The following is a 19,230-nucleotide window of genomic DNA, read 5'->3' on the forward strand; positions in this document are numbered from 1 at the left end:
ATACATTATGAAAAAGATCTTGCATATCATCTCAAGCCCTAAAGGCGAAAATTCATTCAGCATTAAATTAGGAAATGCTATTGTAGATAAAATTATAGCTGCCAATCCGGGTAGTACCGTAAAAATTAAGGACCTCACTAAAAATCCTTTTCCGCACCTGGAAGAAGCAACGCTTGCTGCGTTTTACACCCCGGCCGAGAATCAAACACCCCAAAGTAAGGAAGCACTCAAACACTCTGACGAAGCTATTGCAGAAATTAAGGACGCGGATATCATTGTAATTGGTGCACCGTTATGGAATTTTGGTATCCCATCGGTACTAAAAGCATGGATAGATCATATCGCTCGTGCCAATGTCACTTTTAAATATGATGAAAATGGGGCAGAGGGTTTGATCAAAGGCAAAATAGTATACGTTGCTATGTCATCGGGTGCCATCTATTCTGACGGACCTATGCAACCTTACGATTTTGTTTCAAGCTATCTGAAAAGTTTACTGGGCTTTTTGGGGATGACCGACTTAACAATCTTCCGTGTGGAAGGATCTGCTTATCCCGGCCAGGCAGAAGCAGCTTTGCAAAAAGGCATCGACAGTATCACCGTGTAACAGCAATTAATGGCGAGCGACTGCGTATCCGGTCGTTCGCCTTTATTCGCTATAAAACCAGCCGAAGTCTTATCAACATATGTCAACAATTCGTCGCTGGTAAACAGTTTGTCGGGAAAATAACACAATATATTTTTTGGAGATATATAAAATAATATTATGTTTTACGCCAATTTTTATCTTAATAAAATAATTTTTTGTTGTTTTTAGCTTTAGGGCCGGGTTATTGTTTATTGCTCTGCGTTGCACATAAGTGTAACTAGACAAATAATAATAACATGAATAACAAATTTACAAAATCGCTGCTTGCCCTTTCATTAGTGGGTTTATCGGTTGCAGCGTCTGCTCAGGACATGGGAGCTGATTCAACAACTCGTTTTCAAAAAAAATCATTTCGTACCTGGTCTATAGGCCTAAATGGTGGCATATTGAGCCACTACACTCCGTTTAACGGAGAAAGCAATGGCGACTATAAAAGCCCGCAAATAAGCTGGGGTTATGGTGGCTACATTAAAAAACAAATTTTACCAGGATTTGGTATCCAGGCTGATTTCTTAGCCGGTACTATCAAAGGTGATAATGCTAACTCTTTGCCTGCAGGATCTGTAGCTCAAGGTAACAGCAGTTTTGCTACCCGCATTCAATGGTCTGGAGATGTTGTAGCTAATTTTACTATTGCTAACGTAAGCTTAAATCAAAAACGTAATTTCTTGTCGCCTTATTTAACTGCAGGTGCAGGTTATTTATCATCAAGCGCACATGATTTCAATACGCCGGACGGTATTAACACCAGCTATCACGAAAATTGGTTTATTCCAATTGGTGCCGGTTTTAAATTCGGTTTGTCCCGTGCAGTTAACCTTGATTTAGGTTATACCGTTTCTTTCATGAAATCTCGTGATTTTGATGGGGTAACAAGTGCCTTGAATGATCGTTATTCTTATGCCCACGCAGGTATTGAAATTGCCTTGGGTAAAAGAAAAAGTTCTCAATTACAAAATTACAGCGCTATTGCCGCTTTACGCGAAGAGAGTGCAGCCGAAAGCAACGAACTGCGTAACCGTTTAGCTATTGCAGAACAAAACAGATTGCGTGACGAAGAAGCTTATGCCGCGTTCACTAAAGATTTTGGTGATGATGATGGCGATGGCGTAGCTAACAAATACGACAAATGCCCGGGCACTCCGTCTGGCACAGTAGTAGATGGAGCTGGCTGTCCGTTAAAAGTTCCTGCACCGGTTATCCGCGAGAAAGTGATCGTTACCGAAGCTGACCGTAAGGTTGTTGGCGAAGCCATCAAAAACCTGGAGTTTGAATTAGGTAAAGCTACTATCAAAGAAAGATCTTATCCAACGCTTGACCGTGTTGCTGACCTATTGGTTCAGAAAAACTTTAGCTTAAAATTAGCTGGTCATACTGATAATACCGGTTCAATGCAATTAAACCTGGCTTTATCTAAAGACAGAGCAGAAGCTGTTAAAGCGTATTTAGTATCAAAGGGTGCTAACGCATCAACTATAGAAGCAACAGGTTACGGCCCTAACCAACCTATTGCTACTAATAAAACTGCCGCAGGTCGTCAACAAAACCGTCGCGTCGAGTTCTCTTTATTCTAACAGATGTTGTGATGTTGAATAGTGAAGGCCGTCCCTATTGGGGCGGCTTTTTTGTTTTAAGATGACGAGAAATATCTATTCAAACCTAAAAGACTTTTAAGGCTTATTTGATAACCAACACCGGCTTCTTATGCTCATCAATGGCCACTAACGTAAAACTACCACGTATAGCAAGCTCTCTGCCCTCTGCGTACATTTGCTCGATATAGATTTCTACATCCACTTTTAAACTGGTATTGCCAACATGGCCCACCCGTGCAACCAATTCAATGATAGTTCCCGCCGGGATGGACTTCTTAAAGTCGATCTTATCGCTACTTACGGTTACCATTACCTGTCTGCTGAAGCGGGTGGCCGCAATAAACGCTACTTCATCCATCATATGCATAGCAGTGCCGCCAAATAATGTGTCGTAATGATTAGTAGAATTGGGGAATACCGCTTTAAAAATGCGTGTCTCTGATTGTTGTATGCGTTCTTCTAGCGTCATTTTTTTTGTAGAGGTGAGTATAAATTGAACATTTGCCGGCGCGCAAGTTAAGCAATCATAGATAGCTTAAGGTTTAAAATAAGAAAGCGGGCTAATCGCCCGCTGTTCTTGTTATTTAATTACGCTTCTATGCTAATTTGCTCTCTGGCTTGCCTGGCTGCGGCAACCATGTTTTCCAGGGCCGCTTTAGTTTCCGGCCATTTACGTGTTTTTAACCCGCAGTCTGGATTTACCCATAGGTTTTGTGCAGGCAATAAGTCTGCTGCTTTAGTCAAAAGAGATACCATTTCCTCGGTAGTTGGTACGCGCGGCGAATGAATATCGTACACACCGGGGCCAATCTCATTAGGATATTCAAAATGCGCGAATGCATGCAATAGTTCCATTTGAGAGCGTGAGGTTTCTATCGTGATCACATCGGCATCCATGGCAGCGATATGCTCAATAATATCATTAAATTCGCTATAGCACATGTGCGTATGGATCTGTGTATTATCCTGAACGCCACTTGCAGTAACACGGAAGGCTTTTACTGCCCAATCCAGGTAATGCGGGCGTTTTGCTTTACGCAATGGCAAGCCTTCGCGAATAGCGGCCTCGTCTATCTGAACAATTCCTACGCCGGCTTTTTCCAACGCCAACACTTCGTCGTGAATTGCTAACGCAATTTGGTTAGTCGTTACATCACGTGGTTGATCGTCGCGAACAAACGACCATTGTAAAATAGTTACGGGTCCGGTTAACATACCCTTCATTGGCTTGTCGGTTTGCGCGGCAGCAAACTGTGTCCAGCGTACGGTCATGTCTTTCGGGCGACTAACATCGCCAAAAATAACCGGCGGTTTTACGCAGCGGCTGCCATAGCTTTGTACCCAGCCATTTTTGGTGAACAGAAATCCATCCAATTGTTCGCCAAAATATTCAACCATATCGTTACGCTCAAACTCGCCATGTACCAGTACGTCCAGGCCAATCTCTTCCTGCCAGCGGATAGCATCAATAGTTGCTTGTTCTATTTCCTTTTCGTATTGCTCAAGCGTCAAATCACCTTTTTTGAATTTAGCGCGCAATTGGCGGATATCATCTGTTTGTGGGAATGAGCCAATGGTAGTAGTAGGGAATGATGGCAAATTGAAACGTTCGCGTTGTATTTGCTGACGTACCGGGAAAGCGCTGTTACGGGCAGCATCTGCATCTGTGATAGCCGATACGCGGTCCTTCACCACTTGTTTGTGAACTTTTTGCGATGAACGCCTGCTTGCAATGGCTTTTTTATTAGCATCCAGTAATTCGTTGTTTCCTTCCGCTATTTGCTTTAATGCTGCAACTTCAGTCAATTTCTGTTTAGCAAACGCCATCCAGTTTTTAATTTCCGGATCAATCGCAGTCTCCAGCTCAAGATCGATCGGGCTATGTAGCAGCGAACATGATGGCGCGATAATTACACGATCTGCGCCTAATTTTTCAATGGCTTTGTTAATCTGTTGCAATGATTTTTCGTAATCATTCTTCCAAACATTACGGCCGTCTATTACACCTACAGAAAGTTGAAGCTGGTCTGGAATTAAGCTTAATACTTCATCTAATTGTTCTGGTGCACGTACCAGATCCACGTGCAAAGCTGTAACCGGAAGGTTTACGGCTAATTGGGTGTTGTCTAAAAGAGCCTCAAAATAAGTTGCAACTAATATTTTAACGCCACTTACGCGGTTGGCAATAGCGCGGTAAGCAAACTCAAAAGCTTCTTTTTCTTTTTTTGAAAGATCAAGCGCCAGGCATGGCTCGTCCAATTGTACCCATTCTGCACCTAATTGCTTAAGGCGGTTAATAATCTCCACATAAACAGGAACCAGTTTTTTAATGAGGTCTATGCGGTCAAATCCTTCTTCTTTTTCTTTGCCTAACAACAAATAACTTACAGGGCCAACCAATACAGGCTTAGCTTTTTTGCCGAGTGCTTTTTGGGCACTATGGTATTCGCCATAAACGTTTTCATAAAAAACGCTGAATTCCTGTTTGGCAGTAAATTCAGGAACTATATAATGGTAGTTGGTATCCAGCCATTTGGTCATTTCCATAGCTGTGATATCCAAACCATCTTTTTGGTAGCCACGGGCCATGGCGAAATAGAGATCAATTTCTCCGTTTGTTTTTACTTGCGACAGCACTTGCGTATAGCGTTGCGGGATAACTCCGAGCATCAGGCTGGTATCCAATACCTGGTCGTAAAAACTAAAATCGTTGCAAGGAATCAGGTCAATGCCTGCGTCTAGTTGTGTTTGCCAGTTTGCTTCTTTGATCGCACGGGCAACCTCTTTCAATTCGCTTAGATCGATTTTGCCTGCCCAATAGTTTTCACAGGCTTTTTTAAGTTGTCTTTGGCTACCAATACGCGGGTAGCCCAGGTTTTGCGTTAGCATTTCTTTAAAGATTTAATGATGAATACTGTTTAAAGCGCTTTTGAAAAACTTTACAAAACTTCACGAAAATGGGCATGCAGCAGTATTTAAGCAGGCAGAATGCCAGCCGTTTATACTATCAGATCAGACCATTTGCTTTATTTCGCGAAAGCATTGTCCTTCCAGAACAGGCAGGTCTCCTGACTTATAACATTCTAGCCGTCCTTCCCGTCTGCAGACAGTGGACATTGCTGGCTAAAACTTTTTTTTGTTACTTACAGTTGCGCGACAGCCCGTGATTTGCACACGGTTCCCTTTTAATTTCCGTCATCAAAGACGGGAAACCTTTTCTGGTAGATAAAGTATAGAAAAGAACGCTGAGTTGTTGTAGTCCATTATAGGACTAAATTCCAAACAAAGCTACTAAGTAAGATTTAATAACTGTATATATAATAATAGTTAAGTATAAAATTCTAATTTTGCGGTAAAATTAGGATTTTTAAGCTTGGTAAGCTATCTAAACCATAACCTCAAAGAAAATTATTCTATGGAAGAACTGGACCATACAGATATCCAATTACTGACATTGCTTGGACAAGACTCGGGAATTACCATTAAAGAACTGGCAGCACGTGTAAATCTTTCACCGTCGCCGGTTTTTGAAAGGGTAAAGAGGCTAAAGACCAACGGTTACATCAAGAAGTATATAGCGTTGATAGATGCTGAACAGCTAGGCTATGGGTTGATTGTGTTTTGTAATATTAAGCTAAAACAGCACGACAAAAGCATAGGGCATGAGTTTGTTACTGACATTATGCAATTGAAAGAAGTAGTTGAATGCTACAACATTTCGGGCGATTTTGATTTTCTCTTAAAAGTTTACGCGAGAGACATGAAACACTACCAGGATTTTGTTTTTAACAAGTTGGGGTCGGTAACAAGTATTGGTAGCACGCACAGCACTTTTGTTATGTGCGAGAATAAAAACTCGTATAATATCAATCTTTAGTATCAATTATTGCAAAAAAAAACAAAAAAGGCTAAATGGTTTATAAACCATTTAGCCTTTTTTGTTTGTAAAGAAATAGGGATTCGATTCTTGTAATATTGGAGGTACCGGTAGCCTGATTCAAGTATAAGGACCATTATTTAAGGTTGTTAAATGTTGAATTCAGAATATAATATACTTTGTCTATGGATTTGGTAGATTAAATAATAATTTATATGTTTGGCGAGAATGTTTACAACAGCAACAAATAACAACCATAAACCCGCTTCGCCAGAAGCTGCAGGTTTATATTCAGAAATGTCTATTTCTTTTGGGGAATGGATGTGTTGTTGTTAATGGTGCTCATTTTTCTTAACAATTTTTTTAAGTAATCCCCCTGTCCCCCCAATAAGCATATGTGTTGAAAAAAAACTGAAATTAGAAAACCGGCAAGGTAGCCTCGCCGGTTTAGCAGAATGAATGATCAGCGGTAACGGCAAATCACTTACTGATCCTCATTTCCAGATTCCATTTAAGATTAATCAAAAACAAAACCCACTAAATGTATGAAAATATTTATACGTAAGAAACATCTATACTCCATTGTCACAAAACTGTTTCTTGTCCTCCTCTCCACTGCCACTTTCGCGCAGCAAGGATCATTACCTCCTAATAATTCAAAACTTCTAGGTGTAGTTACAGATGCTGTGACTAAACAAACCATTCCCGGGGCGGTGGTTGCAATAAAGGGAACTACTCACGTGGTAGCTACTGATGAAAAAGGCAGGTTTGAATTTATTACTGCCCAAAAATATCCTTACACCCTTGTTGTAACCTACGTAGGTTATAAAACTACAGAAGTTGTTGCAGATGGCAGCCCAATAGAAATACAGTTGCAGGAGGATATCAATAATCTGAACGACGTAGTTGTAGTTGGTTACGGCTCAAGTACCCGTAAAAACCTGGTTAGCGCCCAATCAACCATTAAAGCCGACGAGGTAAAAAGCATACCGGTGGCAAGCTTTGATGCACAACTGCAGGGTAAAGCGGCCGGCTTGCAAATCAATTCAAATACAGGTACACCCGGCGACGGTATATTTGTCCGCGTACGTGGTACTACGTCTATCAATGCGTCTAACGACCCTTTGTATGTAGTTGACGGTGTGTTTCTAAATAATACCAGTTTGCAAACTGTAAATACCGGCGGACGGGCAACGTCACCAATTGCGGATATCAATCCCAGTGATATAGAAAGCTTTGAAGTATTGAAAGATGCAAGCGCAACCGCTATTTACGGATCAAGGGGGGCAAACGGCGTGGTAATTATAACCACTAAACGCGGCAAGTTTAACGACAAGCCAAAAATAGACTTTAGTGTCACCCAAGGTGTTGCCTATGAGCCTAAAGGCGATTTGTGGAAGCTGACTACCGGACCTGAGCATGCTGAAATTGTTAATGAGTTCTATACAAATTCTGAAGCGGATGCCATTGCGGCCGGAAATACTGCGGGTGCAGCAACTTACAAATATCTGCCTTTCAGAGCACTTACAGATAATCCTACAGCTACCCCTGCGCCGCGTGGCTTGCCGGGCGACCAACATACTTACGACCGTTTGGACGAGTTGTTTCGCACCGGTGCGTTGCGCGATTACAGCCTTTCTATAAGCGGCGGCTCTAAAGACACTAAATATTATATCGGTGCCGGATATAACTACCAGGATGCGGATATTAAACCTATTTATTTTGACAGAGGCGATCTACGTGTAAACATCGACCAAAAAGTTAATGACTTTATACAAGTTGGTGTAACCAATAGCTTGTCAAGATCATTCAGAAACCAGGCACGTGCCGGTGACGGGCCTGCCGGTGGTTTGTTCCAATCTGCTTTGCATACGCCAACTTACCTGCCCGAGGTTAATGCCGATGGTACGCCTGCCCGCTGGGCTGGTTTTGATAATCTGCAGGTATTGTTAAATAATTATAAAGTAGGTACTACAAGTTTACGCTATGTAGGCAATTTTTATGCTGATGTTAAACTGGCAAAAGGATTAACCTTTAAAACAAGCTGGAGCCTTGATTATAATAACTATAACGAATCTGAATATTGGAACGACAAGACCCAGCTAGGCGCCGCACCTACCAATGGTTTGGCAACATCGTCTATTACAGATGCCAGTGCCTGGGTAAATGAGCAAACTATAAACTACCATACGCTATTTGCCAGCAAGCATACCTTAGATGTGGTGGTTGGTAATACTATACAAAATAACGTTAGTAAAAACACCTTTGCACAAGGTTCAGGCTTCCCTAATAATGCTTATACAGATATTACGTCTGCGGCTACCCGTACAGCATCTCAAACCTGGACAAAATCAGACCTCGCTTCATTTTTCTCAAGAGTATCGTATAACTATGATAGCAGATATTATTTAGAGGCCAGCGCCAGGGCAGATGGTTCATCAAAATTTGGTACTAACAATAAATGGGGATATTTTCCGGCAGTAGGCGCAGCATGGCGTTTAAAAGATGAAGATTTCTTGCGTGATGTTAGTGCTGTAAGCGACTTGAAACTTCGTGCCAGCTACGGAACTACCGGTAACTCTAACGGCATTAGCAATTTTGCATCTCAGGGACTTTGGACTGGCGGAGCAGGTTATCCGGATATTACCTCAGGTGGCGATAAGGCTGGTACAGCCCCTCAACAGTTGCCTAATAAAGACCTGAAATGGGAGAGTACTACGCAATTTGACGTAGGTGCGGACTTAGGTTTGTTAAATAACCGCTTGAGTTTAACGTTTGATGTTTATTCAAAAATAACCAATAACGTACTCTTACAAACTCCTGTTCCGGAAATTACAGGGTTTAGCACTGTTTACAGCAATGCCGGAAAAGTAAGTAATAAAGGTTATGAATTTGGCATTGATGCCCATATCGTTAGAACGAAAGAATTTAGCTGGAATTCTGAATTTAATATTTCAGGCAACGTAAACAAAGTGATCACATTACCTGCGCCTATTTCTGAATATAGCCGCGACTGGATAACACTAAGACAAGGTTCTTCTATGTATTCTTTCTGGATGTATAAACAACTTTATGTTGATCCCGCTACCGGTAATGCTATATTCCAGCATGCCGATGGCACTAAAGGACCTACTGTAACTACTGCAGACAGGCAGATTGTTGGAAATGCACTTCCTAAATTCCAGGGTGGTTTTACCAATAACTTCACTTATCACGCATTTGATGCCGGCTTACTATTTACTTACGAGTACGGTAATAAAGTGTTGAATATGAATAAATTCTTTGGTGAAGGTGGTGGTACCCGCGATGCAAACCGGGTAATTTTTGCCGACCAGCTAAACCGTTGGACACATCCTGGCCAAATTACCGATGTACCAAGAGTAACTGCTTATGGTAATAACTATACGTTAGATCAAAACAGCCGCTTTTTAGAGGATGGCTCATTCATAAGGTTGAAATCATTGACCATTGGTTATACATTGCCTGCAGAAATTTCGCGTAAAATCGATATTCAAAAACTACGTGTATTCGCGTCGGCATCTAATCTCTTCATCATCACCAAATACACCGGGCCAGATCCTGAAGCTAACGTAACCAGTGGCTCACAAACACAAGGACTTGATTTGGGTACGCCGCCACAGCCGCATACCATCCAGATTGGTGTAAATCTTACATTATAATTATTACGCTATATGAAAACGTTTAAAAAAATTACCTATATAATTCCGGCGATGCTGGTGATTACCGGGATCCAATCCTGCAAGAAATTCCTGGACGTTAAGCCTAAGGATGCAGTTTCTGACGATCAAACTATTTTTGATAAATCATCCTCCGAAACGGCTGTTCGTGGTATATACCGCGGATTGGCGGGCGACAGTTATTACGGCTCAAGCTTTGTGTCGATAGGTTACTTCGGTGGTGATAATGTGCAATGGACGGGTTCTCAATCCATTGTGCAAGATTTTATCTCTCATAACGTAAAGACGGATAATGCCACTGTTGAAGGTGTTTGGTCGGGCATCTACAGCACCATTAACCGGGCAAATAATGCTATAGCGAAAATCCCTGCAGTTAATGATATTGCGCTTACTGCAACTGAAAAGAACCAGTTAATTGGCGAGGCCTATTTTATAAGGGCACTAAGCTATTTTGATTTGGCCCGCACATGGGGTGGGGTACCTATAGTAACTACTCCAACAGTGACATCTTCCGACGGAAATAATATTAAACGCAGCAGCCTGGCAGATACCTACGCGCAGGTATTGAGTGACCTGAACGCAGCCGAGCCTTTGTTGCCTTTGCCAACTGTTCAAAACCCTGTAAGGGCTAATCGCGAAACGGCATGGGCGCTTAAAGCCAGGTATTATCTATACCAAAAAGACTGGGTAAACGCCGAAAAATATGCTACCCAAGTGTTGGGCGACGTCACCAATTACAGTTTATTAAAACCTTATAGTGCGTGGTTTGCCAATAATGCGGTAGCTACCAAAGAATCTGTTTTTGAATTAGCTTACAGCGCCACCTATACCAATGGCGAGCGCGGAAGCTGGCAGCCGCCTGCGAATGGTGGTACACGCCAATGGGCGCCAAGCCCGGCGTTTATTACGTTGGTTAATGATCCTACCATAGGTGGAAATCGCAACACCATCATTGCTAAAACTTCTGCCGGTTTATGGTATGGTAATCTTTACTATCGCAGTCCGGCTACAGACCCGGCCTACGTTATACGTATTGCCGAGGTGTATCTGATCCGTGCCGAAGCCCGTGCGCAACAAAATAATCTGATAGGAGCAGGCAGTGCATCTACTGATTTGAACGCTGTGCGTGATCGTGCAGGATTACCGCCTACAACAGCAATCAGCCAGGCAGATATATTACTGGCAATTGAAAACGAGAACCGCCTGGAGTTTTCTGAAGAAGGCCATCGTTGGTTTGACCTGGTACGCACAGGCAGAGCAGCCGCAGTTTTAGGTATCACAGATCCTAATAAATTCCTTTTGCCTATTCCGTTTGACCAGGTAACCGCTAATATACCTCAAAATCCAGGGTACCATTAATTAACGAAACAATGAGTAAAGTAATAACATCCTCACACCAGTCGGATTGGTCTGGTTTTGAGAAGGCGATATTTCGTATTGCGTTCATTTACTTCATATTGCAAGCTGTACCGTTCGACTGGAAATATTACCGCAATTTGTTTTCCATCAATTGGTTACATCTTCAGTTTAGTGATATATTTTATATTAGCCGTTATACTCCTCAGATCATTGGCAGCCATGCTGCCAGTGGCTGGGGACTTAACACCTATATCGATTGGGTTGTGCTGTTGGTTCTTGCAGGAATAGGTGCGGTAATCTGGTCGTTTCGAGAACAGAAAACACTTGATTACGATAAGCTATATTACTGGCTGCGGGTGATTGTGCGCTACCGTTTGGCGATAGGTATTATCGCTTACGGTTTTATCAAGTTTTTCCCGTTGCAGGCGCCGTTTCCATCTATCAGTAACTTAAATACACCTTACGGATACTTTACCCGTTGGAAAATATTTTCATTAAGCCTGGGCATTGTACCTACTTATGAATCGTTTTTGGGCTTGGTGGAGATAGTGGGTGGTTTGCTTTTGCTATTTAGGAAAACTGCAACTATAGGTGCATTGATCATCGTGGTCTTTCTAGGCAACGTATTCTTTTCAAATTTGGCTTATGATGGGGGCGAGGCTATTTATGCCTTGTATCTGATCTCCCTTGGTCTGTTGTTATTATCATTCGATATCATTCGCTTAGTTAACCTGATTGGTTTTGAACGACCTACCCAGCCTAATCACTTTCAGCCATCGTTACCAAAAAAATGGCAACCCGCGCGTTTGGTACTTAAAAGTGTATTCATTTTATTTTTTGTTGTGATCTACGGATTTAAAACCTACTCGGCTTATCATAATGATGTTTATCAATTTCCGAAAGCAGCAGGATTAAAAGACGCTGCCGGGTTTTATAATGTAAGCAGTTTCAAATTGAATAAAGATACGCTGGCTTATTCGGCTACCGACACCTCGCGTTGGACAAACCTTGTGTTCGAGAAATGGGCTACTATCAGCATTGCAGTAAATAAACCTGTCAAATTAGATTCGGCACTTACTGAAGAAGTTAACTACAAAGACCCGGAAAGGAACTATGAATTAGCAGGCTCTACCGGCAGGCAATACTACAGCTACGTTGTAGACAGCGTAAACCAGGTGCTTAAACTGCAAAACAAAAACAGTAACTATAAAAACGACCAGATCATATTACACTATACACAGCCTGATAGTACCAGATTCGTACTGTCGGGTGTTGAAGGTAAGGATTCGGTTTATGCTGTTTTAGATAAGATTGATAAAAAGTATCTGTTGCAGGAAGTTGCCAAAAAGGGCCGCGATAAGTCAATCAAACTCTAATCAGTCCATTTCATCATCATAAAAAGAAATTATTATGTCAACAGAAAATGAAACTGTTATAGCAACACCGACGCAGGTGGTTAAGCCGACTGGAGGAAAAAAATTGACCATAGCGTCCAAAACACCGGTACCCTGGAAACCTTATCAAAGAGTTTTATTCAGGATAGCGTTTGTGTTCTTTTTGATCATGTCTTTGCCTTTTACGGCGGCATGGTATAAAACCCTTTTTACAATAGATTGGTTTAACCTGCATTACCGCGACCTTTATGATTTAACCCTATACTCGCCGTCAATTTACCGGTTCTCAAATCCGGCTTATAACCTGTTAGGTTACATTGATTGGGTTGAGGCTTTCGCCATAGGTATAATAGGTGGTTTGATTTGGAGCGCTATTGATAACAAAAATAAATCATACGACAGGTTATATTACTGGTTGCGTGTTATCGTACGTTATCGTGCTGCTATCGGTATTATAGGCTTTGGTTTTACCAAGTTTTTGCCGGTACAATTGCCTTATCCTTCATTAGGGGTTTTAAATACAAATTTTGGCGATATCACCGCTCAAAAAATTTACTGGCTGCAAGTGGGTATTGTACCCTGGTATGAGATATTTGCCGGTGTAGTAGAAGTTGCTGCCGGCGCGTTGCTCTTTTTCAGAAGAACAACCTTATTAGGCTCAGTATTGCTTTTTGGCGCATTGGCCGACATTACTTTTGTTAATTTTTCTTACAATGGCGGTGTGCATGTGTACGCTTCATTCTTTGTATTAACCTCGTCGTTTTTGATTATTTATGATGTACCGAAAATATACAGCCTTTTGGTATTGGAAAAGTATACGATTCCGCAGAACTTTTATCCTGATCTGTCGGCCAAATGGATTAAGTACACACGTATTGGTGTAAAAACAGCCTTCATCTATGTATTCCTGATCTTGTTTTTCTACCTGCAGTTCATCAACTGGAAATACGACCCGTATAAACAACCATCTACCAGTGGTATTAAAACTCTGCGTGGAAACTACAATGTAACTGAGTTTAAGATCAACAATCACGAAATCCCTTACAATCCTCAAGATTCTGTACGCTGGAGCGCTGTGACTTTTGAAAAATGGTCGACATTAACTTACCGGGTTAATAAACCGGTTTGGCTTGACCTTTCTAACGGTGGTGGCGCGCCTATGCGCGATATTAACCGTACGTTCGAACTCTCGGGCGTAGGTGGTGGCCAACGTGTGTTTTATTACGATGCTGATACAGTTAACCATACTTTGTATCTGCAGGATAAAAATACACGTGCACTTGGCTCGGGTGGTGTAAGGAGTAAGAACACTGTTTTGAAACGTAAGAAAGAAGTTGTTCAAAACCGGATCCCTAAGGAAGCCCTGGCTAACATCCGCGATGAAAATACGGCAATTAACAAAATCGCTCAGTCAACCCGCCGCACACGTGGTATAGCTGCCGAGAAAAAGGATCCGTTTAAGCGCGACCACATGATTCTGACCTATAGTACCACTGATGGTTCGCATGTGATCCTGAAAGGAATCAACGAGAAAAAGGATTCTATTTATGTAGTGCTTGACAGGATTAATAAACCCTATGCGTTAACGCCAAGCAAATTACAGGCTGGTAGCTACTAGCCCTCTATTTAAGTTCTTCAGCGTTTTAGTTTCTGATTCGTTGCGTAAGCCCCCTTTGGCGTAGGGGGCTTTGCTTTTTAAAATCATTATTAAAAAAAAGCTTTTTAAGTTAGCGTTTAGTAACTCAGCAGCAATAAACGGAACTTATTTGCCGGATACTTTTAAACTTCCATATAGCATCTGGCTGTATAACCCATAAGCTGCCAGTAACACCAGGAAGGATACGATCACCAGTAAAAAGCCGCTTCGCATCATATCTTTTATGGAGACGTTACCGGTTGTAAAAACAATGGCATTAGGGGGAGTTGACATGGGCAACATATATGCACAACTGCAGGCCAGGGTAACCGGGGCGCCCAACAAAATTGGATTGATACCGGTTGCGTTTGCTACACCGAATGCCATAGGCAGCATGATGGTTGCCAGCGCTGTATTGCCTATAAATTGCTTTAATAATAAGGTTACAACTATTAATATCGCCACTAAAATAAACGTGCCGCTAATGCCGTTTGCAGTAATGGCATGACCAACCAATTTAATAATTCCCGAGTTTTCCAGGGCCTTTGCAAGGGCCAGCCCGCCACCTATCAGAAATAAAATGCCCCATGACAATTTCTTCATACTGCCCCAGTCAAACAAAAAACGAGTGTCGCTGGCAGGGTCAGGAATCATGAAAAGCAGTAAAGCTCCGGATAGCCCTATGATGGTATCATTCAAAAAGTTTAAACCAAACCATTCTATAAACGGCGTTCGCAGTACCCAGCCCAGGGCAGTGATAATAAACACCGTGCTTATGGCATATTCCTGGAAAGACATTTTACCAAGCTCGTTGATTTTAGCATCGAGCATATTTTGCGTGCCGGGTAATGATTGAGTTTTTACCTTAAACAAAAGCTTAACTATAATAAAATAAGCAGCAATAAGCATAACAACGGATACCGGGAAACCAACCAAAAACCATCCTGCAAAAGATATATCTATTTGATAGAATTGCTTGAAGAAGGTGATCAAAACGGCGTTGGTTGGCGTGCCAATGATGGTGGCCATGCCGCCTATACTGGCGCAATAGGCCACACTGAGCAATACACTTTTAGCAAAATTTTTATAATCGCTTTCCAGTCCTGCGCTTAAAAATTCGTCTTCCATTAGTGTCAATACCGAGGTTGCAATGGGTAGCATCATTAACGTGGTGGCAGTATTATTAACCCACATGCTAATAAAAGCTGTGGCAATCATAAAACCCAATACAATCCGGTTACTTTTGGTGCCTACAAAGCGCACAATGTATAAAGCTATCCGGATGTGGAGTTTATGCTTTTCCATGGCCAGGGCAAATATAAAGCCGGCCATATACAGAAATATAGTAGGGTTGGCGTAGTTAACCGCGGTAGCGTTCAGATCGAGTACCCTCATAATTGGAAACAACACCAGCGGCAACAAAGCTGTAACCGGGATGGGTACTGCTTCTGTAACCCACCAGATCAAAATCCATCCCGCTACGGCTACTGTGTTACGGATATGCGCATCGGCAGAGACCAGTTTGAATAATACGATGATGCCAAACAGCAGCGGACCGGCTATTAAAGAAATATAACTTTTCCAGGAAGCCTTTGTAAGCGATGTCATTTTACTGTTCGCTTAATGCCTTTTGCACGTGCTTCACTACAATATCTGCCTGGTAGTCGACTATCTTTTTACCCATTTCAACCGTTTTTTCAACCGGGGCAAGCTGCACACCATTAATTGAAAAATGACCGGTTTCTATACGCTGCTGCGCTCTGACAAGGGCCGGGTCAAGCACCATGATTTGTGATTCGACTTTATAGTTATCATGTATCCCTTCATTACCTTCTTCTATGCCCTGCGTTTTCAACCAGGCAGACAGGCGGTTATTGTCATAATACTCAGGCACGAATATCACGTGGGTACCGTCGCCTTTCCATTTGTCGTTTAGCGCTTTAGTAACCCGGTACATGCCCCATTGATTACCGCCGCTATCGCCAAAAAAAACAATGGTTTTAAAGCCTTCCACCTTGTAGCTTGTAGCGATATCGCTTAACAGGTTTTCGTAGGTGTCTTCACGTACACTGATGGTGCCGGGATATTTAACGTGCCCGGTTGGCGGATAAAAACCGCCTTCGGGTACAAACGGTACTATCGGCGCAACTAATGCATTTCCTAACTTTTCGGCAATGCGTTTAGCAAGCACCCTGGTTATGTAAGTATGTTTTCCTGTCGGGATGTACGGGCCCGATTGTTCAACGCCGCCCGTACCTATGATGATAGTGTTTTTTCCTTCGCGCAAATTGTCCCGAACATCCAGCCAGGTAAGTTCTTCTATAAAAAGTGAAGCAGATTTGGGGATCACCCTTTTGGTATCCGGATCTGGCGACATGGATTTATCGGAAAATTCGACGTCCGGTCCACCTCGTTTTTTTTCGAGCGTAGCGGCTTCAATCTTATTTTTTGTAAAGATTATGGCATAAGGCTTGCCGCTGTAAATAACATTGCCTACCAGTTCGGCCTTATCGTTTAGCGTACCTTCTATCGCTATTTCGCGTTCGGGCAATACCAGGTAAATTGATTTGTCGTTGATGTCGACCTCTGATGGTTTCTGATCATTTTTTTGTTCGGACAGAAAATCTACAGTGGCATTCTTGCCCTTTAAATGCAAAGCTAATACGCTGCCTGTTCGTCCGTTTCTGGATACAGACCCATACCAGTCGCCATCGGTTTGCGCGTAGGTTGTCGAAGTAAAAGCAAATAAAATAATTGTGAGAAAGTTGAATTTTGTCATAGTATATAATTGATTTAAATATTTCCTGAGATAAGCCAGGTTTTAATTTTTATTGAGATTGATTGGAATAGTCTGGGCCGTATCGATGTATAACTGGTCTAAGTTTCCGGTATCTGCGTTGCTAAATTTGCCCAGCAGGATACTCTCGCCGGTGTTAGCCGGATTATTGCCGCCACCCAATAGCCAGGTACCTTTGGTATCACTTATATTAAGTCCCGCCATTTGGGCGGCTTTTAAACCAAAATCTGTGCAGTTGTTAGTGCTGAGGTGATAAGCAAGCCCGTCGTATTGGTGGGTTAGTTCCAGGATCTTTTCAAACCGGCGTTTCGAAATAAATTTACCAACCACCTCGTCCCACTCATGGCTACCATCGTCTGTAAACTTTGACGAGGTTGAAGGTATCAGCGGCGTAGCCGAAAGCAGGTTGTCTTTACGCGGCCCAAAACCAAAGGACAAGGTTGTGTAAGATGAATCTGTATTAAACTTAATCAATGTAATAAAGGTATGCCCGGTGTTGGCCAGTTTATGCACCCTGGTGGTGCCGCGAATAGGTTGTTTAACATGCAGGATCATAGCATAGGCAAGCGCGGACTTGCCGTCGTGAAACGTTTCCAGGATATGATTAACCTGTATGATGCTGGAGTTTGCAGCTTTCGTGTTCTTTCCAAGTTGTTTGAGCTGACTTGCCACACTTAACTGGTCATCGCCCGTTACAGGGATATCGTCATTAACCAAACTGTCGGGAGTTAAAGTTTTTAAGTAGCATTTCATTGCCAGTGGATACAGCTTTAACCGGGTAAACAGCCCGGCTAATTTGTTCCATTGTTTATCGGCAGGTTCATTGTAGGGTACGGCCGGTACGTTCAGCTCTTTTAGGAAGTCAAGAAGTCGCTGTTTTTCAGCTCTTCTGGTCAATCCGGCAACAGTAGGCGGGGTCGATATTTTTTCTGTATTATGATAACGCTCAAAGTGCGCCGCTAATTCTTGTTGCGCATTTGCTTTCTGAACGGTTAACAGGCATACAGCGGTGATCAATGTATATCTAAGGTGTACGGGTAGATGTGTTTTCATCGGAAATTTATTGTTTATAAGCAAGCGAATTTATTGGCGCGCTGCTAACTTTAGTTTTGTAAGGCGATTGACACAAACGGGCGAATAAAGTGTCAGCCTCAACTTTTTTGTCTGTATTGTTAATAGAAAAACTCCAAAACTCTTCCAGATCACCATCGTTTATAGTCATTTGCGTAGCGCCCTGGCTTTTGTGTGCGGCCAATTCCCAGTTAGCTATGATCTTGTAGTTGATACGATTTTGGTAGCTAAAACTTACTGTACGGTCTATCACGAAAGAGGGTAGCGGATTATCTGTACGTGTCAACTGATAGGTGCCCAAGCCATTAAATGTCCTGGCGTTGTCTGTTTTATCCCGCAAAGCGGCACCAAAAATAAGCGGACGTTGATTGGCAGGTAATGCTGCTACAGCGTCTAAAGCTAATAGGGTAGCAGCTTTGTGCCCGCCATGCGTATCGGCTTCGGGTAAAAGACAGAATACATCATCGTAATGATTACGCACTAAAATATCATGCAACCGCTTCTTTACTTTGGCTACCTGCCAGCTGGTGTCTAAGGATTCGTGCTCGTTTAACGTATAATGGCTGTCCGGCTGGTCGGCAAAATAATAGTTAGTAATGCCGATAACTTTACCGGCTTCGCGAAGCTCTTTTTTACGGATGGCAGGCAGTCTCTTTTTAGCATCGGCTGCGGTGGTTAATTTGCAGCCATAATACTGCTCGGCCAGCGTTGAATACTTGTAACCGCCTTCGCCATTAGTAATCACGAAAAGGTCGACCGTGGTGTGCTGCTCTTTAGCCAGCTTATATAACGTTACTGAGAGTATGCTTTCATCGTCAGGGTGGGCAATTACGACAAGCACACGATGACCCGATTGAGCCAATAACTTTATCGGCGATAGTAGCATCAGCAATAACAATAAATAGTTTATTCTATTATTTTTCATGGGGACAGATTTAAAGTAATGAGGCACAGCGCGTGCTAAAAGATAGGGGGCAAGGTAACGCGGGTATTAACGGCAGCAACAACAGCAGCCCGGCGCATTCTGTATAAAAACGGTATCGATCGATATGATTTGAGCTGTTTTTTGCGACATCTAAATTTGCTTAACAGCACAAACGTAACCGATAATTTTGTCTTTTCAAAAAATATCTATAAATTCTATAGGAATTATA

13 protein-coding genes and 1 riboswitch are annotated in these 19,230 nt (G+C 42.3%); of the genes, 7 read left to right on the plus strand and 6 right to left on the minus strand.

The window, feature by feature from the left end:
* Positions 1-7: 7 nt before the first annotated feature.
* Both HB679_RS02585 and HB679_RS02590 read left to right on the plus strand, forming a co-directional pair.
* Complete coding sequence (locus tag HB679_RS02585) at positions 8-607, plus strand: FMN-dependent NADH-azoreductase (protein ID WP_214070371.1); 600 nt, start codon at positions 8-10, stop codon at positions 605-607.
* Positions 608-885: 278 nt separating this feature from the next.
* Positions 886-2,223, plus strand: a complete 1,338-nt coding sequence (locus HB679_RS02590) for an OmpA family protein (protein ID WP_214070372.1) — start codon at positions 886-888, stop codon at positions 2,221-2,223.
* Positions 2,224-2,326: 103 nt separating this feature from the next.
* Here HB679_RS02590 and HB679_RS02595 read toward each other — a convergent pair whose 3' ends face one another.
* Both HB679_RS02595 and metE read right to left on the minus strand, forming a co-directional pair.
* Positions 2,327-2,713, minus strand: coding sequence for an acyl-CoA thioesterase (locus HB679_RS02595; protein ID WP_214070373.1), 387 nt, complete (start codon positions 2,711-2,713; stop codon positions 2,327-2,329).
* A 119-nt stretch (positions 2,714-2,832) separates the two neighbouring features.
* Complete coding sequence (gene metE / locus HB679_RS02600; protein ID WP_214070374.1) at positions 2,833-5,133, minus strand: 5-methyltetrahydropteroyltriglutamate--homocysteine S-methyltransferase; 2,301 nt, start codon at positions 5,131-5,133, stop codon at positions 2,833-2,835.
* 151 nt (positions 5,134-5,284) lie between these two features.
* Positions 5,285-5,476, minus strand: a riboswitch (cobalamin riboswitch).
* Positions 5,477-5,659: 183 nt separating this feature from the next.
* Here metE and HB679_RS02605 point away from each other — a divergent pair.
* From HB679_RS02605 to HB679_RS02625, 5 genes are all read left to right on the plus strand, one after another.
* On the plus strand, positions 5,660-6,121 hold the full coding sequence (locus HB679_RS02605; protein WP_214070375.1) for an Lrp/AsnC family transcriptional regulator: 462 nt from the start codon (positions 5,660-5,662) through the stop codon (positions 6,119-6,121).
* Between the two features lie 545 nt (positions 6,122-6,666).
* Positions 6,667-9,801: a TonB-dependent receptor gene (locus HB679_RS02610; RefSeq protein WP_214070376.1), complete on the plus strand. Its 3,135-nt coding sequence runs from the start codon at positions 6,667-6,669 to the stop codon at positions 9,799-9,801.
* Positions 9,802-9,813: 12 nt separating this feature from the next.
* Entirely contained in the window at positions 9,814-11,178 is a 1,365-nt protein-coding gene (locus HB679_RS02615; RefSeq protein ID WP_214070377.1) for a RagB/SusD family nutrient uptake outer membrane protein, read from the plus strand.
* An 11-nt stretch (positions 11,179-11,189) separates the two neighbouring features.
* Positions 11,190-12,554, plus strand: coding sequence for a DoxX family protein (locus HB679_RS02620; RefSeq protein ID WP_214070378.1), 1,365 nt, complete (start codon positions 11,190-11,192; stop codon positions 12,552-12,554).
* A 34-nt stretch (positions 12,555-12,588) separates the two neighbouring features.
* Positions 12,589-14,190: a hypothetical protein gene (locus HB679_RS02625; protein ID WP_255547526.1), complete on the plus strand. Its 1,602-nt coding sequence runs from the start codon at positions 12,589-12,591 to the stop codon at positions 14,188-14,190.
* Between the two features lie 144 nt (positions 14,191-14,334).
* Here the strand turns inward: HB679_RS02625 and HB679_RS02630 are convergent, their stop codons facing one another.
* The 4 genes from HB679_RS02630 to HB679_RS02645 are packed head-to-tail and all read right to left on the minus strand — an operon-like array spanning position 14,335 to position 19,001.
* Positions 14,335-15,816, minus strand: a complete 1,482-nt coding sequence (locus HB679_RS02630; RefSeq protein WP_214070379.1) for a DASS family sodium-coupled anion symporter — start codon at positions 15,814-15,816, stop codon at positions 14,335-14,337.
* A 1-nt stretch (position 15,817) separates the two neighbouring features.
* Entirely contained in the window at positions 15,818-16,987 is a 1,170-nt protein-coding gene (locus HB679_RS02635; protein ID WP_214070380.1) for a creatininase family protein, read from the minus strand.
* A gap of 42 nt (positions 16,988-17,029) precedes the next feature.
* Positions 17,030-18,058, minus strand: a complete 1,029-nt coding sequence (locus HB679_RS02640; protein WP_214070381.1) for a hypothetical protein — start codon at positions 18,056-18,058, stop codon at positions 17,030-17,032.
* A 7-nt stretch (positions 18,059-18,065) separates the two neighbouring features.
* The gene (locus HB679_RS02645) at positions 18,066-19,001 is read right to left on the minus strand and encodes a PIG-L family deacetylase (protein ID WP_214070382.1); all 936 of its coding nucleotides are present in this window, start codon (positions 18,999-19,001) and stop codon (positions 18,066-18,068) included.
* Positions 19,002-19,230 lie beyond the last annotated feature (229 nt).

Source organism: Mucilaginibacter sp. dw_454 (assembly GCF_018449775.1).
In the GTDB taxonomy this organism is placed as follows: Bacteria; Bacteroidota; Bacteroidia; order Sphingobacteriales; family Sphingobacteriaceae; genus Mucilaginibacter.